The 14,102-nt window shown below is 68.8% G+C and carries 18 protein-coding genes; 2 read left to right on the forward strand and 16 right to left on the reverse strand.

Features of this window, described 5'->3' with window-relative positions; genetic code table 11:
* Positions 1 to 68: 68 nt before the first annotated feature.
* The gene (locus VGR06_RS38625) at positions 69 to 1,022 is read left to right on the forward strand and encodes a hypothetical protein (RefSeq protein ID WP_327564227.1); all 954 of its coding nucleotides are present in this window, start codon (positions 69 to 71) and stop codon (positions 1,020 to 1,022) included.
* Between the two features lie 60 nt (positions 1,023 to 1,082).
* On the opposite strand, the gene VGR06_RS38630 is transcribed toward VGR06_RS38625, so the two are convergent.
* The 16 genes from VGR06_RS38630 to VGR06_RS38705 form a co-directional block, all read right to left on the reverse strand.
* Positions 1,083 to 1,451 carry a F0F1 ATP synthase subunit epsilon gene (locus VGR06_RS38630; RefSeq protein ID WP_327564192.1) on the reverse strand — a complete coding sequence of 123 codons (369 nt, stop codon included), beginning with the start codon at positions 1,449 to 1,451 and terminating at the stop codon, positions 1,083 to 1,085.
* Positions 1,452 to 1,462: 11 nt separating this feature from the next.
* A complete protein-coding gene (gene atpD, locus VGR06_RS38635) occupies positions 1,463 to 2,896 on the reverse strand; it encodes a F0F1 ATP synthase subunit beta (protein WP_327564193.1) in 1,434 nt (477 codons plus the stop codon).
* Positions 2,897 to 3,847 (reverse strand): F0F1 ATP synthase subunit gamma, encoded by a 951-nt coding sequence (locus VGR06_RS38640; RefSeq protein ID WP_327564194.1) that lies wholly within the window; start codon positions 3,845 to 3,847, stop codon positions 2,897 to 2,899. It lies immediately after the preceding gene.
* A gap of 6 nt (positions 3,848 to 3,853) precedes the next feature.
* Positions 3,854 to 5,497 carry a F0F1 ATP synthase subunit alpha gene (gene atpA, locus VGR06_RS38645; RefSeq protein ID WP_327564195.1) on the reverse strand — a complete coding sequence of 548 codons (1,644 nt, stop codon included), beginning with the start codon at positions 5,495 to 5,497 and terminating at the stop codon, positions 3,854 to 3,856.
* A gap of 62 nt (positions 5,498 to 5,559) precedes the next feature.
* Entirely contained in the window at positions 5,560 to 6,390 is an 831-nt protein-coding gene (locus VGR06_RS38650; protein WP_327564196.1) for a F0F1 ATP synthase subunit delta, read from the reverse strand.
* Complete coding sequence (atpF, locus tag VGR06_RS38655) at positions 6,390 to 6,911, reverse strand: F0F1 ATP synthase subunit B (RefSeq protein WP_327564197.1); 522 nt, start codon at positions 6,909 to 6,911, stop codon at positions 6,390 to 6,392. Before atpF ends, VGR06_RS38650 begins: the two co-directional genes overlap by 1 nt.
* The gene (locus VGR06_RS38660) at positions 6,911 to 7,405 is read right to left on the reverse strand and encodes a F0F1 ATP synthase subunit B (protein WP_327564198.1); all 495 of its coding nucleotides are present in this window, start codon (positions 7,403 to 7,405) and stop codon (positions 6,911 to 6,913) included. Before VGR06_RS38660 ends, atpF begins: the two co-directional genes overlap by 1 nt.
* Before the next feature lie 4 nt (positions 7,406 to 7,409).
* Positions 7,410 to 7,670: an ATP F0F1 synthase subunit C gene (locus tag VGR06_RS38665; protein ID WP_349256901.1), complete on the reverse strand. Its 261-nt coding sequence runs from the start codon at positions 7,668 to 7,670 to the stop codon at positions 7,410 to 7,412.
* A gap of 68 nt (positions 7,671 to 7,738) precedes the next feature.
* Entirely contained in the window at positions 7,739 to 8,473 is a 735-nt protein-coding gene (atpB, locus tag VGR06_RS38670; RefSeq protein ID WP_327564199.1) for a F0F1 ATP synthase subunit A, read from the reverse strand.
* Positions 8,470 to 8,847, reverse strand: a complete 378-nt coding sequence (locus tag VGR06_RS38675; RefSeq protein WP_327564200.1) for an ATP synthase subunit I — start codon at positions 8,845 to 8,847, stop codon at positions 8,470 to 8,472. The genes atpB and VGR06_RS38675 overlap by 4 nt, the downstream gene beginning before the upstream one ends.
* A gap of 37 nt (positions 8,848 to 8,884) precedes the next feature.
* A complete protein-coding gene (locus tag VGR06_RS38680; protein WP_327564201.1) occupies positions 8,885 to 9,130 on the reverse strand; it encodes an AtpZ/AtpI family protein in 246 nt (81 codons plus the stop codon).
* A gap of 166 nt (positions 9,131 to 9,296) precedes the next feature.
* Positions 9,297 to 9,689 carry a hypothetical protein gene (locus VGR06_RS38685; protein ID WP_327564202.1) on the reverse strand — a complete coding sequence of 131 codons (393 nt, stop codon included), beginning with the start codon at positions 9,687 to 9,689 and terminating at the stop codon, positions 9,297 to 9,299.
* Between the two features lie 37 nt (positions 9,690 to 9,726).
* Positions 9,727 to 10,413: a DUF433 domain-containing protein gene (locus VGR06_RS38690; RefSeq protein ID WP_327564203.1), complete on the reverse strand. Its 687-nt coding sequence runs from the start codon at positions 10,411 to 10,413 to the stop codon at positions 9,727 to 9,729.
* A gap of 57 nt (positions 10,414 to 10,470) precedes the next feature.
* The gene (locus VGR06_RS38695) at positions 10,471 to 11,568 is read right to left on the reverse strand and encodes an MraY family glycosyltransferase (RefSeq protein ID WP_327564204.1); all 1,098 of its coding nucleotides are present in this window, start codon (positions 11,566 to 11,568) and stop codon (positions 10,471 to 10,473) included.
* 60 nt (positions 11,569 to 11,628) lie between these two features.
* Positions 11,629 to 12,285 carry an L-threonylcarbamoyladenylate synthase gene (locus VGR06_RS38700; RefSeq protein ID WP_327564205.1) on the reverse strand — a complete coding sequence of 219 codons (657 nt, stop codon included), beginning with the start codon at positions 12,283 to 12,285 and terminating at the stop codon, positions 11,629 to 11,631.
* 150 nt (positions 12,286 to 12,435) lie between these two features.
* Complete coding sequence (locus tag VGR06_RS38705; RefSeq protein ID WP_327564206.1) at positions 12,436 to 13,233, reverse strand: tetratricopeptide repeat protein; 798 nt, start codon at positions 13,231 to 13,233, stop codon at positions 12,436 to 12,438.
* 90 nt (positions 13,234 to 13,323) lie between these two features.
* Between VGR06_RS38705 and VGR06_RS38710 the strand changes: the two genes are divergently transcribed.
* Positions 13,324 to 14,064 (forward strand): hypothetical protein, encoded by a 741-nt coding sequence (locus VGR06_RS38710; protein WP_327564207.1) that lies wholly within the window; start codon positions 13,324 to 13,326, stop codon positions 14,062 to 14,064.
* Positions 14,065 to 14,102 lie beyond the last annotated feature (38 nt).

Raw genomic sequence — 14,102 nt, forward strand, 5'->3', positions numbered from 1 at the left:
CACTCCGGTTATCCACAGGCAGCGCGCGGAGGGTTCAGCCCAGGGCTTGCAGCGCCGACGATCGCCGTATGCAAGGAAGAGTTGATCAACTGGAACTGCGTCGGCGCAGCCGCCACGGGGCGATCAAGGTTGCCACGCTCGAACGGCTTGGTGTGTCGCCGCAGACGGCGTATCGGCGGTGTGTGCCGGGTGGGCCGTGGCAGCGGCTTCTGCCTGGGGTCGTCCTGCTCAACAATGCGCCGCCGACTCGGCGCCAGCTTGTCGAAGCGGCGCTGCTGTATGCCGGCCCAGGGGCGATGGTGACGGGGTTGGAGGCCTGCCGTCGGTACGGGCTGCGGGGAGTGCCCGACGATGCGACGGTGCACCTTCTGCTCGCGGACAACCGGCACGTGAAGGGCAGCCACTACGTCACCATCGAGCGGACTATCCGACTACCGCAGCCCGTGATGAGAGACGAGGTGCCACTCGCGCCGCTGGTTCGGGCGGTGCTCGACGCGTGCCGGCGGCTCGGCGCGTTCGACCCGTCGCGCGCGCTCATCACGGAGGCGGTTCAGCGCGGGCGGATATCTCCGGGTGAGCTCGAGCATGAGCTCTCGATTGGCAGCCAGCGCGGAACGTCCGTGCCGCGCCAGATTCTGCGGGACGTGTTGGAGGGTGCCCGCTCGGTCGCCGAGATCGACGGGCTGCGCGTATGGAAGCGCACAGGCCTGCCATCACCGGCATGGAATGTCGACCTCTTCGACGGCGATGGCCAGTTCGTAGCCCGGCCTGACGGCTGGTGCGGCGAGGTCGGCCTGGCCTGGGAGATCGACTCCTACGAATACCATTTCGGGCGCGGCGACTACGCCCGGACGTTGGAGCGCAACACGCGGTATGCCGCTGCGGGCGTCGTGCTGGTCCAGACGCTACCCAACCGCTTGCGCGCGGAGCCGGACGCCGTCGCCGCCGAGCTCGTGGCCGCCTACCAGGCAGCGGCCAGGCGACCCCGCCCCAGCCTGGAGGTGCGCAAGCCCGCCTCGTGAAGTGCGATGAATGCGTCGTTCCTCACTCCCAGTGCGAGGAAAGACGCATTCATCGCACTCCTACACCGGCGAGTGCCCTGCCGCCCGCAGCCGGGCCTTGGCGCGGGTGCGCACTTCCTCATCGTCGCTCTGGAAGTCGCGGCGAGCCTGCTCGACGTCGATCTCGTCGCGCAGTTCGGCGCCCTCGGCGAGGACGGTGACGCCCACCTCGGTGACGGAGAGGAAGCCGCCGTGCACGGCGGCGTGGATCTCCTCGCCGCCGACCGTGTCGATGCGGACCATCTCGCCCTCGATGAGCTCGGCGACCAGCGGGATGTGCCGCGGCAGGATGCCGATCTCACCCTCGGTGGTGCGGGCGAACACGAACGTGGCCTGACCGGTCCAGAGCAACCGGTCCGGTGCCACCAGTTCGACGGACATCTCCGCCACGTCGACGCTCCCTACTTCTTGCCGGTCAGATCGTGGTACTTGCGCTCCAGGTCCTCGAGGCCCCCGATCAGGAAGAACGCCTGCTCCGGCATGTGGTCGAACTCGCCCTTGGTGAGCTTGTCGAACGCCTCGATGGTCTCCTTCAGCGGCACCGTGGAGCCCGGCTGACCGGTGAACTGCTCGGCCGCCATCATGTTCTGCGACAGGAACCGCTCGATCCGCCGCGCCCGGCCCACGAGTTGCTTGTCCTCCTCGGACAGCTCGTCGATGCCGAGGATGGCGATGATGTCCTGAAGGTCCTGGTAGCGCTGGAGAATCCGGATGACCTCCTGCGCGACCCGGTAGTGCTCCTCGCCGACGATCTGCGGGTCGAGGATGGTCGAGGAGGACGCCAGCGGATCCACCGCGGGGAAGATGCCCTTGGAGAACACCGCGCGGGACAGCTCCGTCGTGGCGTCCAGGTGGGCGAACGTGGTGGCCGGCGCCGGGTCGGTGTAGTCGTCCGCGGGCACGTAGATCGCCTGCATCGAGGTGATCGACTTGCCCTTGGTGGACGTGATCCGCTCCTGCAGCTCGCCCATCTCGTCGGCCAGGGTCGGCTGGTAGCCCACCGCGGACGGCATCCGGCCGAGCAGCGTGGACACCTCGGAGCCGGCCTGGGTGAACCGGAAGATGTTGTCGATGAACAGCAGCACGTCGACGTTCTTCACGTCGCGGAACCACTCGGCCATGGTCAGCGCGGACAGCGCGACCCGCATGCGGGTGCCCGGCGGCTCGTCCATCTGCCCGAACACCAGCGCGGTGTCCTTGAGCACGTTGGCCTCCTGCAGCTCCAGCCACAGGTCGTTGCCCTCACGGGTGCGCTCGCCGACGCCGGCGAACACCGAGGTGCCCTGGTGCACCCGGGCGATCCGGTTGATCATCTCCTGGATCAGCACGGTCTTGCCCACGCCGGCGCCGCCGAACAGGCCGATCTTCCCACCGCGCACGTACGGGGTGAGCAGGTCGACCACCTTCAGGCCGGTCTCCAGCATCTCGGTCTGGCCCTCGAGCTGGTCGAACGCCGGCGGCTTGCGGTGGATCGACCACCACTCCAGGTCCTTGCCGTAGCCGGGCTCGTCCAGGCACTCGCCGAGCGCGTTGAACACGTGGCCCTTGACCTCGTCGCCGACCGGGACCGAGATGGACCGGCCGGTGTTGGTCACCTCCACACCGCGGACCAGGCCGTCGGTGGGCTGCATGGACACCGCACGCACCACGTTCTCGCCGAGGTGCTGGGCCACCTCGAGGGTCAGCGTCTTGGCCAGCTGCTCGAACTCGACCTCGGCGTGCAGCGCGGAGTACAGCTCGGGCACGGAGTCGCGGGGGAACTCGACGTCCACGACCGGACCGATGATCCGCAGGACGCGACCCGAGGCCGTCTCGTTGGAAACTGTGGCGGTCATCTATTCATCACTTCCTGCGGCGGCGGCGAGCGCGTCGGCGCCCCCGACGATCTCGCTGATCTCCTGGGTGATCTGAGCCTGGCGGGCCCGGTTTGCTTCGAGGGTAAGCGATTTGATGAGGTCGTTGGCGTTGTCCGTGGCCGCCTTCATGGCCCGCCGGCGGGAGGCCGACTCCGACGCCGCCGACTCCAGCAGCGCGGTGTACACCCGGGCGGACAGGTAGCGCGGCAGCAGCGAGCCGAACAGCGCGTCGGCGTCCGGCTCGAACTCGTAAGAAGGTGTCTCCGCGGTGCTTTCCACGCCGTACTCGACCTCGATCGGCGCCAGCCGGTGCGCCACCGCGTTCTGGGTGAGCATGCTGCGGAACTCGGTGTAGACGATGTGGATCTCGTCGGCGTTGAGCACCTCGGCACCCTCGCCGGTGCCCAGCGGCGCGGCGTCCTCGTCGGCGTACTCGGTGCCGGCCAGGAACGCGGTGACCAGCGTGCGCGCCACCTCGGCGGCCGGCTCGTAGGACGGCTGCTCGGAGAAACCGGTCCACTGCCCGGCCATCTCCCGCTGCCGGAACCGGTAGTAGTTGACGCCCTTGCGGCCGATCACGTACAGCACCGGCTGCTTGCCCTGCTCGCGGATGAGCGCGAACAGCTCCTCGGCGCGGCGCAGCACGTTGGCGTTGTAGCCGCCGCACAGGCCGCGGTCGCTGGTCACCACCAGCACCGCGGCCAGGTCCGGGTTCGCCCGCTCGACCAGCAGCGGGTGATCCAGCGCCGCCGTTTCGGCCAGTGCCCCGACCACCCCGGTGATCCCCTCGGTGTACGGGCGCGCGGCCTCCACCCGGGCCTGGGCCCGGGCGATGCGCGAGGTGGCGATCAGCTCCTGCGCCTTGGTGATCTTCCGCATCGACTGGGTGGTGCGGATCCGCCGCCGCAGCACGCGTATTTGGGCAGCCATGGCGAACTACTTCTTCGGGGCCGAGCGCCGGACCTTGACCGATTCGCGGCCCTCGGCGTCGGGGTCGAGCGCGTCGGCGGCCGCCTCGTTGACCACCGAGCTGCCATCCGAGGCGGTGAACTGCTGCTTCACCTCGTTGATGGCGTCGACAAGGCGCTTCTCGGCATCGTCCGAGAGCTCACCGGACTCCTGGATCTCGGAAATCACGCCCTGGGCGTGGTGGCGAACATAGTCGAGCAGCTCGGCCTCGAACCGCCGCACGTCGCCGACGGGAACCGAGTCGAGATGTCCCTGGGTGCCCGCGTAGATGGCCACCACCTGCTCCGCGGCCGACAACGGCGAGTACTGCCCCTGCTTGAGCACCTCGACCAACCGAGCGCCGCGGTCCAGCTGCGCCCGCGAGGTGGGGTCGAGGTCGGACGCGAACGCGGCGAACGCCTCCAGCTCGCGGTACTGCGAGAGGTCAAGCCGCAGCGAGCCGGCGACCTTCCGCATCGCCTTGATCTGCGCGGCGCCACCGACCCGGGAGACCGACACACCGACGTTGATCGCCGGCCGGACACCCTGGTTGAACAGGTCGCTCTCCAGGAAGCACTGGCCGTCGGTGATCGAGATGACGTTGGTCGGGATGTAGGCCGAGATGTCGTTGGCCTTCGTCTCGATGATCGGCAGACCGGTCAGCGAGCCGCCGCCGAGCTCGTCGGAGAGCTTGGCGCACCGCTCGAGCAGCCGGGAGTGCAGGTAGAACACGTCGCCGGGGAATGCCTCGCGGCCCGGCGGGCGGCGCAGCAGCAGCGACAGTGCCCGGTAGGCCTCGGCCTGCTTGGTCAGGTCATCGAAGATGATCAGGACGTGCTTGCCCTGGTACATCCAGTGCTGGGCGATCGTGGAGCCGGTGTAGGGCGCGAGCCACTTGAAACCGGCCGAGTCGGACGCGGGCGCGGCGACGATCGTGGTGTACTCCAGCGCCCCGGCATCGTCGAGGGCCTGGCGCACCCCGGCGATCGTGGAGCCCTTCTGGCCGATCGCCACGTAGACGCAGCGCACCTGCTTCTGCACGTCGCCGCTGGCCCAGTTCGCCTTCTGGTTGATGATCGTGTCGACGCAGACCGCGGTCTTGCCCGTCTTGCGGTCACCGATGATCAGCTGGCGCTGGCCGCGGCCGATCGGCGTCATCGAGTCAACCGCCTTGAGCCCGGTCTGCAGCGGCTCCTTCACCGGCTGACGGTTGATCACACTGGGCGCCTGCAGCTCGAGCGCGCGCCGGTCGGTCGAGTCGATGTCGCCGAGACCGTCGATGGGGTGGGCCAACGGGTTGACCACGCGGCCGAGGAACGCGTCGCCGACCGGCACGGACAGCACCTGGCCGGTCCGCATGACCTGCTGGCCTTCCTCGATCTTCTCGTAGTCACCGAGGATGACCGCGCCGATCTCGTGCACGTCGAGGTTCAGCGCGACGCCGAGCACGCCGCCCTCGAACTCGAGCAGCTCGCTGGTCATGGCCGATGGAAGGCCCTCGACCCGGGCAATGCCGTCACCGGTCTCGGCGACGGTGCCCACCTCCTCGCGCGAGGTCTCGGGCGAGAAGGTGGAGACGTAGTTCTCGATCGCGCTCCGGATCTCGTCCGAGGAGATCGTCAGCTCCGCCATGGCTATTCGGTCCCTGCTCTCTGTGTTTTCTCTCTAAGTCTGGGATTGTCCGGGTTTTCTCTCTAAGTCTGGGATTGTCCGGCCAATTGCCGGCGCGCCGCGGCGAGCCGGGACGCGACGCTGCCGTCGATCACCTCGTCGCCGACCCGGATCACCAGGCCGCCCAACAGGTCCGCGTCCAGCTCGACCTGGACGTCCATGCTGCGGCCGTAGATCCGGGAGAGGTCCTCGGCGAGCCGCCGCTCCTGCTCTGCGGTCAGCGGCGCGGCGGCCGTGACCCGCGCGACCGACCGGCCCCGGCGCTGCGCGGCGAGATCGGCGAGCCGCTCGACCAGGGCGTCCAGCCCGCGCCCGCGGGGCAGCCGGACCACCTGGTGCAGCAACTGCTGCGTGACCGGCTGGACCTTGCCGTCCACCAACCCGTCGATCAGGCCCAGCCGGCCGTCCACCGGCTGTCCCTCGTCGGCCAGCAGGTCGCGCAACCGCGGCTCGGCCGAGAGCGTGCGGGCGAACCGGAACAGCTCGTCCTCGACGTCCTCGATCACGCCATCCTGCTCGGCGATCGCCAGTGCGGCCTCCCTGGCCAGCGTCTCGACCGCGTCGACGAGGTCGGCGCCGCGCGACCACCGGCTGGCCACCAGGCCCTGCACGGTGTCCAGGGTGCTGTCGGCGATCTTGCCGCCGAACAGGGTGTCGGCCAGGCGCCGCCGCTTCTGCTCGGAGCTGGCCGGATCGGCCAGGTACCGGCGCAGCGTGCGCTCCCGGGCGATCACGCCGGCGACCGCGAACAGCTCGTCGGACAGCGTCCGCAGCGCCTCGGTGCTCGCGTCGGAGGTCAGGCTTGCGAAGCGTTCCCGTGCGGTGACAAGGGATTCCCGGCTGGCGAACTGCATCAGACGGTCCCCTCGCTCGTGCCCGCCGCCACCGGCGCCGACATGGACTCCAGCTCGTCCAGCAGACGGTCCACAGTGGACGCACGGGCGGTGTCGTCGGACAGGTGCCGGGTCACCAGCTCCGTGGCGGTGCTCACGGTCAGCTCCCCGATCCGGCCACGGAGCTCACGGATCACCTGCAGGCGCTGGGTTTCCAGGTCTTCCTGCCCGCGCTGCCGGATCCGCTCCAGCTCGCGCTGGGCGTGCTCACGCATCTCCTCGGCGATGCGCTGCGCGTCGGCCCGGGCCGCGTCGCGGATCTTGGCTGCCTCGGTGCGGGATTCGGCGAGCGCCTCCCGGTACTTGAGCTCCGCGGCGGCCAGGCGTTCGTTTGCGGCCTTGGCGGCGTCCACCTGCTTCTGGATGGTCTCCTGCTGGGTGCGGATGATCTCGCTGACCCGGGGCCGGACGTAGCGCCACAGCACGTACACGATCGCCACGAACGCGACCAGCTCGGAGACGAACTCCCAGAACTGCTGCATCAGCGACCTCCCTCGGCCGCGGCGATCTCCTCGCCGACGACCCTGCTCGCCAGACCGCCGGCCAGCTCACGCACCCGCGGCTCCAGCTCGGCCATGACCCGCTCCCGCTGCTCGGTGAGCTCCGTCGCAGCCTGCTGGCGAACGTCGGCCACCTCCGCGCCCGCGCGGGCGCGGAACTCGTCGAGGATCTTCTGACCCTCGGCCCGCGACGTGTCCCGGATCCGGGCCGCCTCGGTCCGCGCCTCGGTGAGCGCTTCCTGGTAGCGCTCCTCGGCCTGGCGGAACTTCTCCTCGGCGGCCTTGGCTTCCTCGAACCCTTTCTGCACCAACTCGTTGCGCTCCTGAAGGGCCTTTCGGACCGGCGGCACGATGAACCGGAAGAAGATGAAGAGCACGATCAGGATGATGATCGCCTCGACGATGAAGGTGCCGTTCGGAATCAGGAAGTTGTCCGGCTTCTCCGGTGCTTCCTGTGCCAGGTTCGCCGTGCTCATGGGGTCACAGACCAGGTGTGGCGAAGAACAGCAGCGCGGCGAAGGCCAGCGCGATGAAGAAGTTCCCTTCGGCCAGACCCACCGTCAGGAAGAACGGGGTGAACAGGCGCCCCTGTGCTTCCGGCTGCCGTGCGACACCGGCCACGAGCTGGCTACCGGCCAGACCGTCACCGACGGACGCGCCGGCGGCGCCGACGCCGATCGCGATGCCACCACCGATCATCGCGCCAAGCTTGACCAGGGCCTCACCTTGCTCGACTGCCATTTACCTCTACCTATCTCTCGAGAAACGACATTGGACATTGACTTGACGAAGTGGGCGGGAAAAGGAGGTCAGTGGTGCGCGCCCTCCCGGTCCTCCATGGACTGGCTGAAGTAGATGATCGTCAGGAAGGCGAAGATAAACGCCTGCACGAGCCCGATGAACATGTCGAAGAGCTTCCATCCGGCGGTCGGGAGCCACGATATGTACGCTGGGAACAGCGCGAAGAGGCTGAGCATCACACCGCCGGCCAGAATGTTGCCGAAAAGTCGCAGCGAGTGCGAGACGACACCGGTGAACTCTTCGAGGAACCAGAGCGGGGCCAGACCCGGGTTGTGCCCCTTGGCGATGTGAATGAACTGCTTGTGCGGACCGCCGTGCACCCGGGAGCCCTCCCACAGGCGCCAGAAGAACACCAGCAGCGCCATCGGGTACACCAGGTTGACGTCCGCGGTGGGCGGTGGCACGTAATGGTGCAGCGGCAGCAGCACGATCCAGTTACACGCCAGGATGAAGACGAAGAACCCCAGGGACAATGGCACCAGGTAGGGCGCCATCCGGACCCCGATGCCGGCCTCCACCTGGTTGCGCATGAAGCTGTAAACACCCTCGAAGAACAGCTGCGCGCTGTTCGGTTTTGCCGAGGTGATCTTCGCCCGAACATAGAAGCCGAGCGCTACCACGATCGCCGCGGCCAGCAGCGTCCCGCCGATCGTGTCGATGTGCAGCGTCAGTCCGAGGATATCGACCTTCTCGTGATGGCCGACCTCGACGTTCGTCTCAGCGGCGAGAACCTGCTGACTCACTGACGACGCTCCTTCATGACCGGGAGGGCGGTGGTGCCAAGAATGATCACCTGAAAGACCGCGAGGCCGAGGAAGACACCGAAACCGTCCGGCTTCAGGAAGATGCCGAGCGCCACGGCCAGCCCGGTGATCAGCAGCAGGCGAGGCAGCGAGGACCGGCCGATGGCCGTCCTGCTCGGGTTCTCACTCGAGATCACCTTGACCACCGAACGCTGCAGCAGCCGGGTGTTGAACAGCCCGAGCCCCAGCCCGACGACGAGCAGGATCCCCATGACGATGTGCCCGAACAGCCCGCACACCAGCAAACCGACGGCACCGACCGCGGCGGCGATGGCCACTGGGCGGCGCAGGCTCATCACGGCCTCAGCGGGCACTTTCGCCGCCGCTGCTTGAAAGGCTGACACTGACCTCTTAGTCCTTCAGGAAACTCTTGAACTTCACGTACGCGTAGAAACACGCGGTCACGATGCCGACCGCGAGACCTACCAGGACAAAGGTGGGCGTGGCGCCCGTACGGGAATCGACGAACCACCCGAGCAGCATGCCGCCGGCGATCAGGGCCGCGATGGCCGATCCGACACCGATGAGCTCCCGCGGGCTCACCGGCCCCTGCGGCACGGCTGGCCTACCGGAGGGCTGCAGTCGCCTGATGTTCACTCATGTGCAGCTCTCCTTCGTCGGTCGACAACGGCCGGCGTCCCTTTCGTCCCAGGGACGATGCGGACGCTACCACACGGTCGGTAACCCGATTTCACTGCCCTCGCGCAGGTCAGAGCCGAGAGACGTGGGTCACGAGCGCCGCACGTCGCGGAGGCGCCACCGGCTAGTTCATGGCGCCGCGGAACGTTCGCGGCTCGGCTCCGCTCTGTGTCACGGCAAGCCACCAAGGACCCTTCGGATGCGCCGCGATGTGGTTCTCCACGGCCTGCCAGTGGCGTACCAGCAACACGGCGCGATCCCAGGTGGATCGTTGCGCCACCTTGCCTGCCAACCCAACGATGCGCGCACCGGACTCAAGCGCGATCCGAGCCTCCACCGGGTTGGTCCGGATCTTGTCGTTGATCGCAACCAACCCGAGCTCCGCCACGGCGGGGATCCATTCGACGTCCGAACTGCCCCGATGGAGATGGTCGGCTACTGGCTCGTAGCCGCAGGTCACCACGTCGGGCCGGAGCCACATCAAGGCGTTACCCAGTTCGATGATGTCCTCGTCCACATAGAAACGGATGCCCGCTGGTGCTCTTTGGCGAGGCTCAGGCGGCACGACGACACGACGCCTCGTATGCCACCGCCTGCTCAACCTGTTCTGCAGCCAGGTCGTAAGTGCTTGCCACGAAGTCGATGGGTTCTCCACCCGCGACCAGCCCAGCCAGCGTTTCGGCACGGATCCCGTTCACTGTCGGCTGGCCCTGACGCTGCCGCGGGTCGAACACGACGTGCGGTGTCGCGGGGTCAGCGATGACGTACTCGCTGAGACCAACCGTGTCCGGGTAGTGCACGGATTGCACGAACCGGCGACTTGTGGCTGTCAGCAACGCACCCTGCGCGCTGGGTACAGCGAGCCAGAGTTCCTCATCCACACCTGTTTCTCGCTGGGCCGCAAGGAGCAGTTCACGTCCATCTGGTTCGAGAAACGGACGAGCGAAGGCCAACGGGTGTGGGGTGTCGAAGCGCTCGCGCAGCCACCCAACCGCCGGGCGTAGCTTGATCATGGGTATCGAGCTGCGGAACTCGGCCAGCAGGCGGGTCTCAGTGAACTCTCCCCAGGTGACCCAGGTCGAGTCAGATGTCACCTCGCGGATCACCGGCTCATACCACCGGCCGTCACGTTGATAGCCGTTGATCCAGCGCTTCGCCGTTCCCGGGGTGAGCCGCAGCAACCGGTCTACCTCGGCGTACTGGTAGACCGGGCGATCCAGCATCGAGATCACGTCACCCACGCGTCAACCTTCGCACAAGGAGGTTCAGACGCAACCGCACACGCCGAGGGGGTGCGGTCACGAGCGGCGGACGTCGCGGAGTCTGGGGACGGCGGATACCAGGAGGGCGAAGAGGAGGCCGATGCCGATTCCCCAGGCTACGACGAAGACGTCGAAGAGGCTCAACGCGACGGTGCCGAAGGCGAGGACAGCGGCCCAGACGTAGATCAGCAGTACCGCGCGGCGTTGGGAGTGGCCGATCTCCAGGAGTCGGTGGTGCAGGTGCATCTTGTCGGCGTGGAAGGGGCTCAGGCCCTTGTTGGTGCGGCGGAAGACGGCCATGAGGAGGTCCAGAAGAGGCACGAACAGGACGGCGGCGACGACGAGGAGGGGGGACAGGAGCGCGATGGTCTGCGGAGCGTCGATCTTGGCGACGCGGCCGGAGGCGGAGGTGCTGGAGGCGGCGAGCATCAGGCCGATCAGCATGGAGCCGGAGTCGCCCATGAAGATCTTCGCGGGCTGGAAGTTGTGCGGGAGGAAGCCGAGGCAGGCGCCGCCGAGGGTGGCGGCGATCAGCGCGGGGGCGTAGTTCTGGACGTCGCCGCCGGTGGATTTGAGCAGGTTGAGCGAGAACGCGAGGGTGGCACCGGCGGAGATCAGGCCGATGCCGGCGGCGAGCCCGTCCAGGCCGTCCACGAAGTTCATGGCGTTGACCATGGTCACCACGAGCAGCACGGTGATCAGGCCGCCCTGGTTCTGGTCGAGCACGAGGATGGTGCCCTTGCCGTCGTCGGCGCCCCAGGGCAGCCAGAACACGTACCACTGCAGGCCGAAGAGGACCAGGATGCCCGCGGAGGTGGTCTGGCCGGCGAGCTTGGTCAGCGAGTCCAGCTCGAACCGGTCGTCCAGCATGCCAATCATGACGATCACCCCGCCGCCGATCAGCACGGCGAGCGGGTCGAAGGTGTAGTCGAACGCCCGGCGCAGCACCGGAAGCTGGTGTGCCAGCAGCATTCCGCCGCACACCCCGAGATACATGGCCAGCCCGCCGAGCCGGGCCATCGGCACCGTGTGCACGTCCCGCTTGCGCGGGTAGGCGACCGCGCCGATCCAGAACGCGAGGCGGCGCACCAGCGGGGTGCTGAGGAAGGTCAGCGACGCGGACGTGAGCACCACCAGGAGAAACTCCCGGATAGGGAGGACGGCTGGTGCGAAGCTGGTGGGGGGCAAGGAGAATCAGCCCCCGGGTCGCGCGACCTCGACGCCGCCGAGCGCCTCGGACACCGCGGCCATGCTCACCGCGCCCTCCCGCAGCATCACCGGCTCGTCGCCGGTGAGGTCGACGATGGTGGACGGCACCGGGTCACCGGACGGCCCGCCGTCGAGGTACACCCGCACCGACTCGCCGAGCTGACCGCGGGCCTCGTCCACGGTCGAGGCCGGCGGCAGCCCGGAGCGGTTCGCGCTGGACACCGCCATCGGCCCGGTCTCCCGCAGCAACTCGATGGCCACCGGGTGCAGCGGCATCCGCACCATCACGGTGCCCTTGGTGCGCCCGAGGTCCCAGGACAGCGACGGCGCGTGGTGCAGCACGAGGGACAGGTCGCCCGGCCAGAACGCCTCGATGAGCCGGCGCGCCTGGTGCGGCACGGACAGCACCAGGCCGTCGATCGTGGACCAGGAGCCGACCAGCACCCCCACCGGCATGTCCGACCCGCGGCCCTTGGCGGCCAGCAGGTCGTGCACCGCGGACAGCGAGAACGCGTCCGCCCCGATGCCGTACACCGTGTCCGTCGGGATCACCACGAGATCCCCGGCCCGCACCGCGCTGGCCGCCGCGGCCAGCCCGTCCTTGCGCTCCCGCGGATGGCCGCAGTCGTACACCGTGCTCAATTGGCTCGCTCCGCTCGCGTGAGCGGGCCATTGACGCTGTGCCCGTTCCCGCCTTCGCTCTTTCCGCTGCTCGGTCGCTGCGCGACCTGCGCGGCTCCTCGGTCCAGGCACCGCCGGCCCGCTCGGAACATCCGGCTCACGGGCAGGACTCTAGACCCCGGGCTTGGTGATCAACGGGGCCAGGGACTCGGCGCGCTGCTGCCAGGCGGGGCGGCGGAAGCGGAGCACGATGAGGTAGAGCATGAGGCCGCCGAGGAGGACGCCGGCGATCACGAGGGCGGTGCTGTTCAGGGCGCCGCCGGCGACGACCGTGGTCAGGCCGAGGGACATGACCAGGACCGCCATGCTGACCGCGACGCCCTCGGGCGACCAGCTGAACCGGCGCGCGGCGGCGACCTCGGCGAGCAGGCGGCGGGCCCCCCGCTGCAGCTCGTCGTCGTCCACGTCGAGGTCGAGGATCCGGCGGGCGGCCTGCTCGCAGAGCCGGAGCTGGTGCTCGCTGGTGATCACCAGCACGTCGTCCCGGGTCCGGCTGCGGCACTGCTCGGCGACCGAGCACCAGGTGCTGGCGACGTAGTAGCGCAGGACCGGGTCGTCCGGCGCCTCGGCGAGCATGCGCTCCAACTCGGGCACGGCGAACGCGGCCCGGCCCTCGGCGACCAGCACCTGGGACTGACCGAGGTGGGCCAGCGGGTCCGCACCGTCGGCGGCCAGGGCGCGCTGGTAGCACTCAGCAGCGAGCTGCCACCGCCCGCGCGCCAGATGGACGTCGCCGAGGCCCACCTGATCGTGTGAATGCTCACGGAGCGCTGCCGCCGCCTGAAAGTTCCGCACCGAGTCGTCCAGCCGGCCGCTGACCAGCGCCGACCTGGCCCGGTCGAAGCGGAACCGGGCCTCGTCCCGCTCGTCCGCGGGCACCTCCGGCACCAGTTGCCACTTCCTGACCACGTCTTGCCACGTTCGAAGCATTGGATCACCCAGGTCGGGAGGCTACTCTCGGTACCGCCCATGTCGGGGGTCACGCGTGTGGAAGTGCCAATGATCGGTCGGTTGGCGGGACTGCGCGGACGGGTCAGTTCGCACTGGCTGGCGTCCGCGATCGCCGGCGCATACCTGCTCGCCAGCGTTGCCCTGGGTATCGCCCTGCTGTCCAACCCGTCACCCGAACAGGCCACCGCCGCCCCGGCCGCGAGCACCCCGAGCCTGTACTTCGACGAGAACAGCCCGCCGCCGTACATCCCCGACATCGCCGACGACTCCCGGCTCGGCCGGACCACCGCCACGACCACCACGAAGCCACGCCCCACCACGACGACCACGGCCGCGCCGCCCTCCGCCCCGGCGCCCATGGGATTCCAGCGGGTGAACGGCCCGGCCGGCGTGAAGACGGTCATCCCGGACGGCTGGCGCCCCACGCGCTCCACCGGCCCGGGCGCGATGCAGGCCGTCGACCCCGGCGGCAGCGGCCGCTACGTCAAGTTCGGCGGCTCGGACGCGCCGGCGCTGACCATCGAGTCGGACCACGTCCGGTACGAGAACGACTACGCGGTGCGCTCCCAGGAGTATCGCCGGCTCGAACTGTCCTCGGCCGTCTACGCCGGACACGCCGCGGTGCGCTGGGAGTTCGAGCACCGCGACGGGACCGGCGTCGCCCACGTGGCCTCGCTCTACTGGCGGGCCGGGGGCAAGGAGTACTTCCTGCTCGCCTCGGCACCCGCCGCGCAGTGGGAGCAGATGAAGCCGATCTACGACGCGATGGTGGCGAACTCGGACCCGTAACAGTGACATTGGCTCGCTCCGCTCGCGGGCGCGGGCCT

The organism is Actinophytocola sp. (assembly GCF_036002505.1).
In the GTDB taxonomy this organism is placed as follows: Bacteria; Actinomycetota; Actinomycetes; order Mycobacteriales; family Pseudonocardiaceae; genus DASYTH01.